This is a genomic window from Halomonas sp. PAMB 3232, from assembly GCF_031954225.1.
GTDB lineage: Bacteria > Pseudomonadota > Gammaproteobacteria > Pseudomonadales > Halomonadaceae > Vreelandella.
The window spans coordinates 52,781-68,210 of record NZ_CP134865.1; the positions used below are offsets into that span (position 1 = coordinate 52,781).

Genomic DNA, 15,430 nt, shown 5'->3' on the forward strand with positions numbered 1-15,430 from the left:
GAAGCCGGGCGTATTGCAGGATCAACGCGCTAAAAGGTCAAGGCTTTTTTAGCATCTGCTGGTCGACGCTGTCCGGCGCGCTGTGGCGAATATCGAGCCCCTTGACGAGGTAGACCACGTACTCGGCCAGGTTGTTGGCGTGATCGCCGACACGCTCCAGCGCCCGCAGCACCCACATGATGCTGAGCACCGGCGTGATCGAGCGCGAATCTTCCATCATGAAGGTCATCAGCGAGCGCATGGCGCTACCGTACTCGTCATCCACGGATTCGTCCTCGCGCACCACCTGCATGGCAAGCTCGGTGTCGAAGCGGGCAAAGGCGGTGAGCGCATCGCGCAGCATCTTGCGCACGTGCTCGCTGATGTGGCGCACCTCTACCAGGCCCCGCACGTTACTGGCGTTTTCTGAAAGTAGCAGCGCGTTGCGGGCGATCTTGCTCGCCTCGTCGCCGATACGCTCGAGATCCGAGGTGGCACGAATGACCGCCAGCACCAGGCGCAGATCCGACGCCGCCGGCTGGCGCCGGGCGAGCACGCGGGTGCACTCCTCGTCGATCTTCAGCTGCAGATCGTTGACCTGGCGGTCGTTGTCACGCACTTCCTCGGCCAAGTGGCTGTCGTTTTCCAAAAGCGCGTGCACGGCGTTCTGGACCTGCTTTTCCACCAGTCCGCCCATGGCCATCAGGTGAGTTTTCAGCTCTTCGAGCTCCTGATTGAACTGGCGCGAAATATGCTGGCTATGGGTATCGCTTGTAATATCCATCGAGCCCTCCTGAGGGTCGGGTGGGTCAAATGACCCGGCCGGTAATGTAGTTTTCGGTACGCGGTCGTTGGGGGTTGGTGAAAACCTGGTCGGTCGGGCCGTATTCAACGAGCTCGCCGCTGTGTAGAAAGGCGGTGTAGTCCGAGACCCGCGCGGCCTGCTGCATGTTGTGGGTCACCAGGATCAGCGTCAGCTCGTTTTTGAGATTGCGTATCAGCTCCTCGATCTTGAGCGTGGAGATCGGGTCCAGCGCCGAGGCCGGCTCGTCGAGCAGCAGCACCTCCGGCTTGACCGCCAACGTGCGCGCGATCACCAGCCGCTGCTGCTGGCCGCCGGAGAGCTGCCACGCCGAGCGGTGCAGCTGATCCTTGACTTCGTCCCACAGCGCCGCGGCGGTGAGCGCCCATTCGATGATGTCGTCGCGCTGGCGCTTGGGCAGGCGCCGCTCCAGACGCAGGCCGAACGCCACGTTCTCGTAGATCGACATCGGGAAGGGGTTGGGGCTTTGAAATACCATGCCGACCCGGCGGCGAAGCTCGCTGACGTTGAGATTCGGCGCGTAAATGTCATCGCCTTCCAGCTGAATGAGGCCCTGGTGCGCCGCGTTTTCGTTGAGATCGTGCAGCCGATTGAACGCGCGCAAAAGCGACGACTTGCCACAGCCCGACGGCCCGATGAACGCAGTCACCCGGTGGCGCGGGACCTCGAGGGTGAGCGCCTTGAGCGCCGGCTTGTGACCGTAGGCCAGACTAAACGCCTCGACGTTCAGGCAGCGCTGCTCGACGGGAAAGGTGACCACCGGCGGCGCGTCGTTCAGGGGCGCGTTCATGACTCTCCTCGCTGTCGGCGTAAATAATGACGCAGGAATATGGCAGTTAAGTTAAGCACCAGCACGATCAGCACCAGCAATAGCGCCGTGGCGTAGACCAGCGGAATCGCCGCCTCGACGTCGTCGCCGTGAAAGGCACTGTCGAATAGATGATAGCCAAGGTGCATGAACTTGCGCTCGAGGTGCAGGTAAGGAAACTCCCCGTCCAGCGGCATTTGCGGGGCGAGCTTGGCCACGCCCACCAGCATCAGCGGCGCCACCTCACCGGCGGCGCGAGCCACCGCGAGGATCACACCGGTCAGCATGGCGGGGGTCGCCATGGGCAGCACGATGCGCGTGAGCATCTCCAGGCGCGTGGCGCCCAGCGCCACGGCGCCTTCGCGCTGGGCGTCGGGAATGCGCGCAAGCCCCTCTTCGGTCGCCACGATCACGACTGGCAGGGTCAGCAGTGCCAGCGTCAGCGACGCCCATAAAAGCCCGCCGGTGCCGAAGGTCGGCGAGGGCAATGCGTCGTCGAAAAACCACTGATCGAGCGAGCCGCCCACCCCATACACGAACACCCCCAAGCCAAACACGCCGTAGACGATCGAGGGAACGCCGGCGAGGTTGCGCACGCCGATGCGCACCAGCCGGGTCAAGCGGTTCTGGTGAGCGATCTCGTTGAGATAAACCGCCGCCAGCACGCCAAAGGGCGTCACGATCACCGACATCAATATGACCATCAACAGCGTGCCGAAAATCGCCGGCCACACGCCGCCGCCGGTATTGGCCGCGCGCGGGCCTTCGCTGAGAAAGCGCCACACGCCCTGACCCCAGATCGCAATTTTTTCCCCTATCGAGAGCGCATTCGGTGCCACGAAGGTGTTCACCCCGGACAGCGGCTGAACGAGCCCGCGCCCGCCTGGTGAGAGCAGCACCAGTTCTCCCTCGCGCTCAGAAGGCGGTAGCGCAAGCACCTGGCTAATGCGATCAAAAGCCGCGGCGCCGGTGAGACGCTCGCCGTCGAGCTCCAGCGCGATGAGCCGGCCGATGAAGTCCCCCCAGGGGCTACGCTCCAGGCGAATCACGTCTGTCGGGGTCGCAACGCTTACGATCTCGTCAAGGCCTATCCAGCGCCAGTCGGCGCCGGTCAGTTCCCGGTTGCCGGTGAAATAAAGCCGCTCGGTGGCATTGCCGGTGGGCATCGGCGCCTCGCGCAGTGGCTGGCCGATCAGCTGCTCGCCGGAGCCCAGCGTGACCTCCTCGAGGGTTGCCGGCCAGAAATGGCCCAACCCCTTGACGGTGAGAAGTGTCAGCAGCGTGGCCAGCATGAACAGCGACAGCGCCACGCACCCGGCGCAAAGCCAGGCCCAGAGTGCATCGCCGGGCCATAGGCGGTGAGTAGGGCGCGACATCAGGCGCCTCCCAGCCGCTGATAGCGGCGGCGCAGGCGCTGGCGGACGACCTCGGCCAGAGTGTTGACCAAAAAGGTGAAGAGAAACAGGACCAGTGCCGCGAAGATCAGAAGATGGTAGGTTTGCCCATCCGGCGGCGCCTCGGGAAGCTCGATGGCGATCGCTGCGGAAAACGAGCGCAGCCCCTCAAAAAGGCTTGCGCTCATCAGCGCGGCGTTGCTGCTCGCCATCAGCACGATCATGGTTTCGCCCACGGCGCGCCCGGCGCCGATCATCACCGCCGAGAAAATGCCCGGCCCGGCCATGGGTAGCGCCACTTTCCAAAGCGCCTGCCAGCGGCTGGCGCCGAGCGCCTGGGCGCCTTCCATCAGTGGCCTGGGAATATCGTAAAGCGCGTCCTCGGCCAGCGAATAAACGCTCGGAATGATCGCAAAGCCCATCGCCAGCCCGACGATTAGCGTGTTGCGAGTGGTGTAGTCGATGCCAAAGCGCCGATCCAGAAACGTGGCCAGGTCACTACCCAGCCACTGCTGCTCCAAAAGCGGCGCCGCCCAAAGCGCCAGCGCCGCCATGGCGGCAATCCAGGGCAGCAGCCAAAGCCCCGCGCTTTCAAGCGACAGCGTCCGGCGCAGCGCCTTCGGCGCCAGGTGCCAAAGAATGCCAGCAAGACCCGCCGACAGCGGCAGCCACAATAACAGCGCAAGGGTGCTGGCGAGATGACGCTCGACCCAGGGCGCCAGCACCAGCCCGGCCACGAACCCGATCACCACGCCGGGTACCGCTTCCATCAGCTCAAGACTCGGCTTGATGCGCGCGCGCAGTCGGTCGGTCATGAACAGCGCCGAAAAAATCGCCGCGCCCAGCGCCACCGGCACCGCCAGTACCAGCGCGGCGATGGCTGCCTTGAGCGTGCCCCAGGCCAGGGGGGACAGCGTTTCCAGCGAAAGTGACTCGAAGCGGGTCAGAAGCGGCAGCGTCTCCCACACCAGAAACACGCCGATGGCGAGAATCGCCAGCAGCACGCCGATGCCCGCCGCGGTGATCAAGCCGGTGGCGATTCGATCCTTGAGCGTTCGAAGTGACGAGGGGGCCGGGGAAGGTGGCGTCATAACGACATCATAAAAGGGGGCAAGAGGGTATCGGTATGCCAACCAGGCATCCAACGTTGACTAGCGTAGGTCATTTTCATGTCAGTTTTGTGACAACTCGAGCGCCTCGTCCGCCAAGGGCACGAACCCCGCCGCGCGCACGATCTGCTGGCCCTCATCGGACAGGATCAGTTCGATGAAGGCGCGCTCGGCGGGGGGCAGCGGCGTGTCCGGCGCCGCGTTCACATACAGGTATAAATTGCGCGCCAGCGGGTACTCGCCGCTTTGAATCGTCTCCGGGGTGGGGGCGATGGCCTCACCTTCGGCGTTGACCAGGGCCAACGCGCGAACCATCGGCGTCAGGTGGTGATAGCCGCTGTAGCCCACCGCGTTCGGCGCGCTGCCTACCGCGGCGATGACCGCCGATGAGCCGGGGTACTCGCTGATGTCCGCGCGAAAGCGCCCGCCACACAGTGCGCGCTGGCGAAACAGATCGAACGTGCCGGAGGCCTGGTTGCGCCCGTGAAGCGCTATGTGGCCAAAGGGCCAGTCGAGCGGCTGGGGGATGTCGTCCCAGCGGCGAATCGGCGCCTCGCCACCGCAGGCCAGCGTGCTGGAGAAAAGGGCGTCCAGGGTTTGCCGCGTGATCGCGCGCAACGGGTTGTGGCGATGCACCACCACCACCAGCGCGTCCCGAGCCACACGAAGCTCCCGGGGCGGGTAGCCGTAGCGCTGCTCGAAGCGTTCGCGCTCGGCGCGGCTCAGCGGGCGCGACATGGGCGCCAGGCGCGTGGTCCCCGCCACCAGCGCCGCCGCGGCGATGGAGGAGCCGCCGGCCTGTAGCTGCATGGTGATGCCCGGATGACGCGCGGCCAGCGCCTCTCCCCAGCGCAGCACCAGACTCGCCATGGTGTCCGAGCCGGTGGCACCCAGGGTACCGGTGATCGGCGCCGCCCAGGCGGCAGGCGTGGCGAGCCATAAAAGCCCACCCGTGAGAAGCGCCGCGACAATCCTGGCGGGCCTGCTTCTGCAACTCTTCAAACGCACCACCTCTTGTGATTAACTGACGCCGTTGAGTAACACATCATCGTTACCCTTTCCTGTTACAAACATACGTCACCACGATATGCCACGCGACATTCGACAACAACAAGCCCCCGAAGTGACCCGACCATGACACCCCTTGAACACGATCTGGACGACGTGCCTGCCCCGCTTGGGCAGCTGACGTTGAAACTACTGGCGTCGCGCCAGGAGACCAATCTTTACGGCGATATTCCCGGCGGTTGGCTGGTCAATCAAATGGACCAGGCCGCGGAGCTTGCCGCTGGGCGCGAGGCCTGCGGGCGCACCGCGACGGTGGCGATCGAATCGATGGATTTCTTGAGCCCGGTGCGCGTTGGTTCTACCGTTAGCGTCTACACCCAGGTCAAGGAGATCGGCCACAGCTCGATCAAGATCGACGTCGAGGTGTGGGTCAGACCACCCCTGGGGCGCACCCTCAATGAGCGCCAGAAGGTGACCGAGGCGCGCTTCGTCGTCGTCGCCCTTGACGACAACGGCCGCATTCGCGCGGTGCATGCGACTAACGAGCTTTAACGCGTCGCTTTTACCCTGACAAATGAGAAAAGGGCGCCTGAGCGCCCTTGCATTGACATCATTAAACGCTGAAAGCGCTACGCGCCGATGCTGTCGCGGCCCTTGAAGTAGGCGTACTCGCCGATGTCGCTGAACGGGCGCATCAGCTGTTGGAACGCCGAGTAGGATTCGTAGACGCGGCGCGACTCTTCGTCGTTTTCGGTCTGGGTCTGAATTACCTCGCGGGTCGCCTCATAAAGCGCCTGCATGACGTCGTCCGGGAAGGTGCGAAGCTCGACGCCGTGCTCGTCGACCAGCGTTTCCAGCGCCTGGGCGTTATGGAAGGCGAACTCGGTGAACATGGCCAGGTTGGAGGCCCGTGCCGCTTCGCGAATGACCGCCTGCAGATCTTCCGGCAGCTCGTTCCAGGCATCCAGGTTGATGAAGCTTTCGACCAGCGCGCAGGGCTCGTTCCACACCGTGGTGTAGTAGTAGTCCGCCACTTGGTGCAGGCCGAAGGCCAGGTCGTTGTAGGGGCCGACCCAGTCCGCGGCGTCGAGAACGCCGGTTTGCAGTGATGTGAAGATTTCCGAGCCCGGCAGGGTCACGGTGCTCACGCCGATGGCGTTCATCGCTTCGCCGGCAAGCCCGGGCAGGCGCAGACGCAAACCCTGCATGTCCTCGAGCGAGTTGATCTCTTTTTTGAACCAGCCGGCCATCTGCGGACCGGTGTTGCCCACGGCGAAGGGCTTGAGGTTATGGTTGGCGTACACCTCGTCCCACAGCTCCTGGCCGCCGCCGTGGTAGATCCAGGCGTTCATCTCGGTGGTGGTCATGCCAAACGGCACGGCGGTGAAGAACTGCGACGCCGCCACCTTGCCGCGCCAGTAGTAGGGCGTGGAGTGGCCCATTTCGGCGGTGCCGGCGGACACCGCGTCGAACACCTCGAGCGCCGGCACCAGCTCGCCGGCGCCGTGCACGCGAATACGCATGCGCCCGTTGGAGAGCTCTTCCACTCGGCGGGCAAAATCGTTGGCGCCGGTGCCCAGCGCCGGGAAGTTTTTCGGCCAGGACGTGACCATGTCCCAGGTGTAGGTTTCCTGAGCCTGGGCGGTGCTCACGAAGGGAGCGGCGGCGACACCGGCGGCCCCGAAACCGGCGGTCTTGATGAATTGACGGCGTTGCATGAAGGAATTTCTCCACAGAATCTGTTTTTTTATAGTTGCACCTGAGCGCAAGCATCCCAGCCGAGTATGCGCCAAACCGGTTTTGCTGGGCAAGTTAGCCTAAAGGGGGGTGAGCTTGGCAAAGCCCAGTACCAGCCACTTATCGCCTTCGCCTTCGAAGCTCACCTGCACCCGCGCCCGCGCCCCCTGACCTTCGGCGTTCAAGATCATGCCCTCGCCGAACATCGGGTGGCTGACGCGCTGACCGATATGCAGCTCGGGCAGCTCGCCGTCGGACTCGATCGAGGTTTGCGCGTAGCTGGGGCGCGCTTGCGCGGTCACCGGGCGCGAGACATGGCCGCGCAGGCGCACCTCTTCCAGAAGCTGCGCCGGCAATTCGCGCAAAAAGCGCGACGGGCGTGGAAACACTTCCTTGCCGTGCAGCCGCCGCGTTTCGGCGTGGGTAAGATAGAGCTTCTGCATGGCACGGGTCACGCCCACGTAGCAGAGCCGGCGCTCTTCTTCCAGGCGCCCCGGTTCTTCGACGGACATCTTGTGCGGGAACAGCCCTTCTTCCACACCGGCGATGAACACCACCGGAAACTCGAGGCCCTTGGCGGAGTGCAGCGTCATCAGCTGCACGCTGTCCTCGAACTCCTCGGCCTCGTGGTCGCCGGCGTTGAGCGCGGCCTCGGACAGAAACGCCTCCAGCGCGGTCATGCCTTCTCCCGCTTCTGGCGTTTCAAAGGCATCGCCCTGAGTAAAGGCGCGCGCGGCGGTCACCAGTTCTTCCAGGTTTTCGACCCGCGCCTGGCCCTTCTCGCCGCGCTCGCTCTTGTGATGTTCGATGAGCCCGGTATGGGCAATCACATGATCGATGATCTCATGAAGGGTGAGGCCCGCGGCATCGTTATCGAGCTGCTCGATCAGGTTGGTGAATGCCTGCACCGCGTTGCCCGCCCGGCCCTTGAGCGTGCCGTCGCCGAGCGCATCGTGCAGCGCCTGCCAGAGCGATACGCTTTCAAGGCGCGCGCGGTGGCGCAGGATCTCGACGGTGCGCGTGCCGATGCCGCGAGTGGGCACGTTGATCACCCGCTCGAGAGAGGCGTCGTCGTCGCGGTTGAGCAGCAGGCGCAGGTACGCCAGGGCGTTCTTGATCTCGAGACGCTCGTAGAAGCGGTGGCCGCCGTAGATGCGGTACGGCATGCCCTGGCGGATCAGCGTCTCCTCGATCAGCCGCGACTGGGCATTGGAGCGGTACAGAATCGCCACGTCGCGCCGGTTCACGCCTTCGTCGACGCGCTCCTTGATGGTATCGACGATGTAGCGCGCCTCTTCGAGATCATTGAAGCCGGCGTAGACCGAAATCGGCTCGCCTTCGACGCCGTCGGTCCACAAATTCTTGCCCATGCGCTCGCTGTTGTGGCTGATCAAGGCGTTGGCCGCGTCGAGAATCGCGCTGGTGGAGCGGTAGTTCTGCTCGAGCCGCACGGTTTTGGTCTCGGGGAACTCCTCCTCGAAGCGGCGGATGTTCTCGATCTTCGCCCCGCGCCAGCCGTAGATCGACTGGTCGTCGTCGCCCACCGCGGTCATCGGCGTCTGCAGGCCGGTCAAAAGCTTGAGCCAGGCGTACTGCAGGGTGTTGGTGTCCTGAAACTCGTCGACCAGCACGTGGCCGAAGCGCTCGCGGTAGTGGTTCAAAAGCGCCGGGTTGTCGCGCAGAAGCTCCAGGCTTCGAAGCAACAGCTCGCCGAAATCGACCAGGCCGCCGCGCTCACAGGTGAACTGGTAGCGCTCATAGAGCTCGACCATCTGACCGAGATAGCCGTCACCGTCGACGTTGACCTGGTGCGGGCGAAGCCCCTCCTCCTTGCAGCCGGAGATGAAGCCCTGCACCTGGCGCGGCGGAAAGCGCTCATCGTCGACGTTGTAGTCCTTGATCAGGCGCTTGATCAGCCGCAGCTGGTCGTCGGAGTCGATGATCTGAAAGTTCTGGGGGAGCCTGGCGTCCTGCCAGTGAGTGCGCAGAAGCCGGTGGGCGATGGAGTGGAAGGTGCCCACCCAGACATGGCGCATCGAGATGCCCAACAGCGCCTCGAGGCGGGTGCGCATCTCGCGCGCGGCCTTGTTGGTGAAGGTGACGGCGAGCAGCGCGTAGGGCGAAAGGCCCTCGGCCTGCATCAGCCAGGCGATTCGATGCACCAGCACCCGGGTCTTGCCCGAGCCCGCGCCGGCGAGCACCAGAAGGTTGCCCTGGGGGGCGCTGACCGCCTCGCGCTGAGCGGGGTTGAGCTGATCGAGAATCGCCGTTACGTCATCCATGGTCGCCGCTGCCGGTTTGCAAATGGGCGGGTAGTTTAGCACAGCCCCGCCACTGGACGACCATACAGTGGCGCGAGGGCGGTTTGATCAGCCCTCTTCCGGGTAGCGCAGTGTGTTCAAGCTCTTCTTCACCGCCTTCAGCTGCTCGGCGAGCTTCGGCCCACGCGTTTTCGCCACGCCCACCGCCAGCACGTCGATCAGCACGAGATGCGCGATGCGCGAGCTCAAGGGCGTGTAGATTTCGGTGTCTTCGTGAACGTCGATGTAGAGCGGTAGGCTCACCTCGCTTGCCAGCGGCGATTCGCTCGGGCAAAGGCCGATCACCGTAGCGCCGGCCTCGCGCGCCAGGCGCACGCTCGCCACCAGCGCCCGGGTGCGCCCGGTTTGCGAGATCGCCACCACCACGTCGCCCTCCGTAAGCGTGACCGCCGACATGTTCTGCATGTGCGGGTCGGCGTAGGCCGAGGTCGAGATCTGCAGGCGAAAGAACTTGTGCTGGGCGTCGAACGCCACCGCGCCGGAGGCGCCGAAGCCGTAGAACTCCACCCGGTTGGCCATCGCCAGCGCGTTCACCGCGCGGCCGAGCGCCTCGTTGTCGAGCCGGTCGCGCACCGATAGAAGCGTCCCCACGGTGGAGTCGAAAATGCTGTGGGAGAACTCCGCCACCGAGTCGCTATCGTTCATCGAGAACTGGGCGAACTGGCTGCCCGAGGCGAGCATCTGCGCTAGCTGAAGCTTGAAGTCCTGAAAGCCGTTGCAGCCCAGCGCCCGGCAAAAGCGCACCACCGTGGGCTCGCTGACGCCGGCCTCGGTGGCGAGATCCACGATGCGCATATGGATCACTTCGTCCGGGTTTCGCAGCACGAACCGCGCGACCTTTTGTTCGGAGCGGCGAAAGTGCTCCATGCGGCGTCTCATTTCATCGAACAGGGCGCGACTCACGGTGAGCTCCTTGAGTGTCAGGGCACGGCCTGGTGCCGTTGGCGTTTGCGACAGTATGCCTGAACCCGGTGCGCTGTGCGCTCCCGGCTCGCGGGCAAGAGGATAGCGTTTAAAGGCCGTTGGCCTCTTTCTTCCTGAGCCGTCATCATTTTGTCAAGTAGGTTATAGTAATAAGTGTCGTGCCGCACTGCATCATTGCTTTCGCCGTCACGGATGCAGGTGGACAAGTGCTTATTCACCCAAGGGAGCATCGATGATGAAAAACGTCGAACGACTGACGTCGCTTAAAAACGAGCTGCTCGATATATTCATGGGAATGGAAGTCGACGAACACACCAAACGCCGCCAGAGCGCCGCCCAGCGCAATCTGCGCGCCCGACGCGGCATCGAGCTGCATCGCGAATCACAGAAGCTGTCGCGCGCGATCGCCCCGCTGGCAGACGAGGAGTTCCCGCCCAGCGCACTCCATTAAGCTTTCAGCGATCAAAATATCGCCGCGTTAATGCGCGGCCATAAAAAAGGCCCTGCCAATGGCAGGGCCCGGAGTTGGCTACAACTTCGCCGCGGTTTAAATGAAGCCCGCCACGAAGACCACGACCACGCCAATGGGCGCGACGTATTTGGTCAGCAGGTTCCACAGGCTGTAGTCGTACACGTCCATACCGAGTTCGCGCCGCGACTCCTCCTTGTTCAGACAGAGCGAGTAGAACACGATCGCGCCAAGGCCGGTCAGCGGAAGCAGAATCTTGCCGGTGAAGGTATCCAGGAAGTCGAAGATGTTCAGCCCGAACAGCAGCACGTCGGCCCACACGTTGAACGACAAGAGTGCCGCCACGCCCACCAGCCAGACGGCCAAGGCGCTTACCACCGTGGCGCCCAAACGCCCAAGCGCGGTGCGCTCTTCCAGCGTTTCCACCACCGGCTCAAGCAGCGAGATCGCCGAGGTAAGAGCGGCAAAGGTCAACAGCAAAAAGAAGCCGAGGCCCAGCAGGGTGCCGCCGACCATATTGCCAAACGCGATGGGCAGCGTGACGAAGATAAGGCCAGGACCGCTGGAGGCGTCCAGATTGGTCGCGAACACGATCGGGAAGATGGCAAGGCCGGCCAACAGCGCGATGGCGGTGTCCAGAATGATCACCGTACGCGCGGTGCCGAGCAGGTTGACGTCCTCACCCAAATAAGAGCCGTAAGCCATCATGATACCCATGCCCAGCGACAGGGTGAAAAATGCCTGACCCATGGCCGCCAGCATGACGCCGCCGTCGAGTGCGCTCCAGTCCGGTGTGAACATGAAGGCGAATGCCTGGCCGAAAGCGCCGCTGGTGGCGCCGTAACCCACCAGCACCAGCAGCAGCACGACCAGCGCCGGCATCAGAATGCGCGCGGCGGCCTCGAGCCCCTTGGTAACGCCGCGAGCGACGATGCCCACGACCAGTACCATGAAGAGCGTGTGCCAGATCAGAAGTGAGCCCGGGTTGCCCAGCAGCGCACCGAACGCCGCTTCGCTGGCCGCGGCGTCCTGGCCACTGAACGAGCCGATCACCGCACCGACCGTGTAATTGAGCGACCAGCCGCCGATGACGCTATAAAACGACAGAATCAAAAACGACGCCAATACGCCGCTGACCCCCACCATGGCCCAGCCGCGCGAGCGACCGTGGCGCTTGGCAAGATCCGCCATGGTATTGATCGGGTTTTTCTGACCGCGTCGGCCGATCATCCACTCCGCCACCAGAATCGGCAGCCCCACCAGCGCCACGCAGGCCAGGTAGACCAGTACGAACGCCGCGCCGCCGCTCTCCCCCGTGAGATACGAAAAGCGCCAGATATTCCCAAGACCTACCGCGGACCCCGCGGCGGCCAGCACGAAGCCCATCTTCGAGGACCACTGTGCGTGTGCCAGTTTTGCCATACATCACCCAGGTGTTCAGTTTTTAATATGCGTGTGTGCGTTTCGTCGAGCTCGACCTTACCAGGGCCAGGCCGAAAGTACGCGCAATTTATAGGAACGCGGCGCGCCATGCCAGCCGCTTGGGCTCAGTTTGATGAGCAAAGCATCATGAAACAACCCGTGCTAGAAAAGAGACGTTTGGGTTTCGCCGGGAAAGGCCGCAAGAGGCGCCAGAGAAGCTTTTTCGTTCAAGGCGTTATAGAGCAGCCGCGCCATCTGCGGCGAGGCGCGATTATCCGCGGTATGCACAAACAAGAAAGGGGTTTTCCCCTGATTTATCCACAGGTTGATGCGTGATATCCAGGGGGCGAAGTAGCGGCTATTGATCGCTTTGTCAATATGGCCGATGAAGCGAATGACCGGCGCATTTCCCGTGGAAAGCACGTGTAGCGGGAGTTTCGGCTTTTCCTGCTGCGCGTGGGCAAGCCCCTCGTGGCCATTGGGCGGCGTAGAGAAGACCGGGCGCACATCCAGCATCACGCGGTTGGCCCCAAAAGTTATCAACAATTGGTTGAGTCTCTTTTCTGCCTCTCCCTTGTGGAAAAAGAGCGGATGGCGCACCTCGACGGCGCAGGGCAGATGCGCCGGCCATCCAGCGAGCAGCGCCTCCAGCCGGGGCAGCTCATCGGGGCCGAAATCCCGCGGAAGTTGGACCATGGTGGGCCCCAACCGGTCGTGCAGCGGCGTAAACGCCTCGAGAAAGCACCATGCCTCATCCAGCCGCGTCAGACGCTGTTCGTGGGTAACGCGGGCGGGAAGCTTCAAACAGAAGCGAAAATCGCTCGGCGCCTGGCGCGCCCAGGCGGCGATGGTCTCGGCCTTCGGCGCCCCGCTATAGAAGGTGGTATTGCCCTCGACGGTCGAAAACACCGCCGCGTAGTCACTCAAAAGCTCGGTTTTGGCGTGGCGGGCGTAAAGGCTGCCCTGCCAATCCTGGTTGGCCCACATCGGCAGGCCCAGGTAGAAGGGGCGCGATGGCTGCATTGGCGCTTGTCTACTGGCCAAAACGTAATGGGGTAAAAGCGGTCGGCATGGGGAGGCTTAACTCGCGATAGAGGCGCGTATCTGCGCGGCTTTATCCTGCAACAGCGGCAGATAATCTCCGAGCAGCGTATCCATATCGATGCGCGCCGCGTTGGTGCTGATATTGATCGCACCGAGCAGGTGGCCACTTGCGTTGAAGGCGGGCACCGCCAGCGAGCGCAGCCCGGAATCCAGCTCCTGGTCGGCGATGGCATAGCCCTGCTTACGAACGGTGTCGATGCGCTGCCTGAGCGCGTGTTTATCCACAACGGTCTTGTCGGTGTGGCGCGTAAGGGCAATGCGCTCGAGATACGCGTCGAGCGCCGGCTCATCAAGCTGCGCCAGCAGCACGTGGCCCATCGACGTATAAGCGGCGGGCAGGCGGGTGCCCACGGAGAGCGTGATCGCCATGAGACGATGCGGCGCAGCGGAGCGTGCCACGTAGATCACCTCGTCGCCGTCGAGCTGAGCCAGCGACGAGGACTCGCCGGTCTGCGCGGTGATATCTTCCAGGAACTGCTGGATGACGCTACGATAATTGTTCGCGGACAGAAACGCATAGCCCAGCTGCAGCACCTTCGGCGCCAGCTCGAAATAGCGCTGATGCTTTCGCACGTAGCCCAGCGCGTGCAGCGTGAGTAGAAAGCGGCGCGCCTTGGCGCGGTTCATACCGGTACGCGCGGCGACCTCGCTTAGCGTCATGCGCGAATGGACGTCGTCGAAGGCGAGAATGACGTCCAGCCCGCTGGAGAGGGCGGAGACGAAATCACGGCTATCCGGCGTGAGCGTATCTTCCTGTAAAGCGTCTTTCATAATGAATCATTGACCGATAGGCGCGCAGTTGAAACCCTGAATCTAACACGATGTTCGAATAGCGAACAATTATTCGTTCGCCCTGGGTGCTGTCCTCGCCGACAATATCGTCCTGTGTTACTTACGAGGAGCCCTTTTAATGAAACAGAAAAAAATCACCGTGCTACACGGGCCGAACCTTAATCTTCTGGGCACCCGCCAGCCCGAGATCTACGGGGCCGACACGCTGGAGGACGTGAACAACCGGCTGCGCGAAGCGGCGCTGCTGGCCGGCTGGGAGGTCGTCTGCTTTCAAAGTAACCACGAAGGCGCCTTGATCGATGCGATTCACGCCGCCCGCCAGGACGGAACGCACGCGATCATCATCAACCCGGCGGCCTATACGCACACCTCCGTGGCGATACTCGATGCGCTCAACGCCTTCGAGGGCACGGTGTTCGAGGTACACATCTCCAACGTGCACCAGCGCGAAAGCTTTCGCCACCACTCCTACGTCTCGCTGCGCGCCGATGGCGTCATCGCCGGGCTCGGCACGTACGGGTACCGGGCTGCGCTTGATGCCATCATCAAAAGCGACGGCGCCTCTTAAAGCGCCAGCGACGGGGTATGCAGCAGTAGCGCGATGATCAGGCTTAGCGTGACAAACGATGCCACCGTCGCGGTCAGCATGGCCGCCGCGCTCATATCGCCCACACCAAAACGCTGGCCGAACAGTGGATAGATGCTGATCATCGGCGCCGAGGCGAATAAAACGGCGCCGACGATGTACACCGGGTCGATGCCGGGTATCACCCAAAAGGCCGCGAGCACCGCCAGCGGGTGGATCAGCAGCTTGCCGATCACGATCAGGCTGACGTGCCGGGTCTGCCCCTTGAACCGCAACCCGAACAGCGCGCCCCCGATCACAAACAGCGCTGCCGGCCCCGCTGCTTCAGCCAGCATGTCGATCGCCTTGGCCAGCGGCGCCGGCAGCAAAAGGCCGGAGCCTGCAAAGCCCAATGCGATCGCAAGCCCGACCAGTACCGGATTTTTGACCAGATTGAGTGCGGTTTTCTTGAGCGTCGTGCCCAGCCGCCCGCTGCGTTGGCTCGCCATCTCCGCCAGAACGAGCGCGGCGGGAATGATCAGCAGGTTCTCGACCATCATGTTCAGCGCCAACAGCACCGCCGCCGGCGAGCCGATGACCATCGCCGCTACCGGGTAGCCGATGAAACCGCTGTTGGCCGCCGCCATACCAAGCGCCTGCATGGCCCCAACCGCCAGGTTCTCGCGTTCGCGCCTCAAGCTGATCAGAAGCCCCAAACCGAACACCAGCGCCGACGCCAGCCCGTAAGCCACCAGGTAGTTGAGCTGAAGAATCTCGCCCAGCGGCTGCTGATTGAAAGCGCGTATCACCAGCGCCGGCAGCGCCAGGTAGAGCACGAAAATACTCACGCCCTGCATTTGTTCAGCACTCATCAGCCGGCTACGTCTTGCGACATAGCCGGCACCGATCAATAAAAAGATAGGCGTTGTGATCGCAAGAATGGCGAGCATGGAGATCCTTTTCGGCACGTGAAGC

General features: G+C 63.2%; 15 protein-coding genes. 3 read left to right on the plus strand and 12 right to left on the minus strand.

Annotated features, from left to right (window positions below; translation table 11 throughout):
• Positions 1-37: 37 nt before the first annotated feature.
• The 5 genes from phoU to RN346_RS00280 form a co-directional block, all read right to left on the minus strand.
• Positions 38-763 (minus strand): phosphate signaling complex protein PhoU, encoded by a 726-nt coding sequence (gene phoU, locus RN346_RS00260; RefSeq protein WP_263585615.1) that lies wholly within the window; start codon positions 761-763, stop codon positions 38-40.
• Positions 764-788: 25 nt separating this feature from the next.
• On the minus strand, positions 789-1,592 hold the full coding sequence (gene pstB / locus RN346_RS00265; RefSeq protein WP_311961792.1) for a phosphate ABC transporter ATP-binding protein PstB: 804 nt from the start codon (positions 1,590-1,592) through the stop codon (positions 789-791).
• On the minus strand, positions 1,589-2,986 hold the full coding sequence (gene pstA, locus RN346_RS00270) for a phosphate ABC transporter permease PstA (protein WP_311961793.1): 1,398 nt from the start codon (positions 2,984-2,986) through the stop codon (positions 1,589-1,591). Before pstA ends, pstB begins: the two co-directional genes overlap by 4 nt.
• Entirely contained in the window at positions 2,986-4,095 is a 1,110-nt protein-coding gene (locus RN346_RS00275) for an ABC transporter permease subunit (protein ID WP_311959220.1), read from the minus strand. The genes pstA and RN346_RS00275 overlap by 1 nt, the downstream gene beginning before the upstream one ends.
• Before the next feature lie 81 nt (positions 4,096-4,176).
• Positions 4,177-5,115 (minus strand): PstS family phosphate ABC transporter substrate-binding protein, encoded by a 939-nt coding sequence (locus RN346_RS00280; RefSeq protein WP_311961794.1) that lies wholly within the window; start codon positions 5,113-5,115, stop codon positions 4,177-4,179.
• 132 nt (positions 5,116-5,247) lie between these two features.
• On the opposite strand from RN346_RS00280, the gene RN346_RS00285 reads away from it, so the two are divergent.
• Complete coding sequence (locus tag RN346_RS00285) at positions 5,248-5,673, plus strand: acyl-CoA thioesterase (RefSeq protein WP_311959225.1); 426 nt, start codon at positions 5,248-5,250, stop codon at positions 5,671-5,673.
• 77 nt (positions 5,674-5,750) lie between these two features.
• On the opposite strand, the gene RN346_RS00290 is transcribed toward RN346_RS00285, so the two are convergent.
• The 3 genes from RN346_RS00290 to hexR all read right to left on the minus strand — a co-directional run bounded on the left by RN346_RS00290 (position 5,751) and on the right by hexR (position 10,082).
• Positions 5,751-6,839, minus strand: coding sequence for a TRAP transporter substrate-binding protein (locus RN346_RS00290; RefSeq protein ID WP_263585609.1), 1,089 nt, complete (start codon positions 6,837-6,839; stop codon positions 5,751-5,753).
• A 99-nt stretch (positions 6,840-6,938) separates the two neighbouring features.
• The gene (gene uvrD, locus RN346_RS00295; protein WP_311961795.1) at positions 6,939-9,140 is read right to left on the minus strand and encodes a DNA helicase II; all 2,202 of its coding nucleotides are present in this window, start codon (positions 9,138-9,140) and stop codon (positions 6,939-6,941) included.
• Between the two features lie 87 nt (positions 9,141-9,227).
• Entirely contained in the window at positions 9,228-10,082 is an 855-nt protein-coding gene (hexR, locus tag RN346_RS00300) for a transcriptional regulator HexR (protein ID WP_263585607.1), read from the minus strand.
• 256 nt (positions 10,083-10,338) lie between these two features.
• Between hexR and RN346_RS00305 the strand changes: the two genes are divergently transcribed.
• Positions 10,339-10,554: a PA3496 family putative envelope integrity protein gene (locus RN346_RS00305; RefSeq protein WP_263585606.1), complete on the plus strand. Its 216-nt coding sequence runs from the start codon at positions 10,339-10,341 to the stop codon at positions 10,552-10,554.
• Positions 10,555-10,650: 96 nt separating this feature from the next.
• On the opposite strand, the gene RN346_RS00310 is transcribed toward RN346_RS00305, so the two are convergent.
• From RN346_RS00310 to RN346_RS00320, 3 genes are all read right to left on the minus strand, one after another.
• Positions 10,651-11,994, minus strand: a complete 1,344-nt coding sequence (locus RN346_RS00310; RefSeq protein ID WP_311961796.1) for a sodium-dependent transporter — start codon at positions 11,992-11,994, stop codon at positions 10,651-10,653.
• A gap of 162 nt (positions 11,995-12,156) precedes the next feature.
• The gene (locus RN346_RS00315; RefSeq protein WP_311961797.1) at positions 12,157-13,017 is read right to left on the minus strand and encodes a DUF72 domain-containing protein; all 861 of its coding nucleotides are present in this window, start codon (positions 13,015-13,017) and stop codon (positions 12,157-12,159) included.
• A gap of 57 nt (positions 13,018-13,074) precedes the next feature.
• Entirely contained in the window at positions 13,075-13,869 is a 795-nt protein-coding gene (locus RN346_RS00320; protein WP_263585603.1) for an IclR family transcriptional regulator C-terminal domain-containing protein, read from the minus strand.
• A gap of 139 nt (positions 13,870-14,008) precedes the next feature.
• Between RN346_RS00320 and aroQ the strand changes: the two genes are divergently transcribed.
• The gene (aroQ, locus tag RN346_RS00325) at positions 14,009-14,458 is read left to right on the plus strand and encodes a type II 3-dehydroquinate dehydratase (protein ID WP_263585602.1); all 450 of its coding nucleotides are present in this window, start codon (positions 14,009-14,011) and stop codon (positions 14,456-14,458) included.
• Here aroQ and RN346_RS00330 read toward each other — a convergent pair.
• The gene (locus RN346_RS00330) at positions 14,455-15,405 is read right to left on the minus strand and encodes an AEC family transporter (RefSeq protein ID WP_311959238.1); all 951 of its coding nucleotides are present in this window, start codon (positions 15,403-15,405) and stop codon (positions 14,455-14,457) included. The two genes, aroQ and RN346_RS00330, sit on opposite strands and share 4 nt — an antisense overlap.
• Positions 15,406-15,430 lie beyond the last annotated feature (25 nt).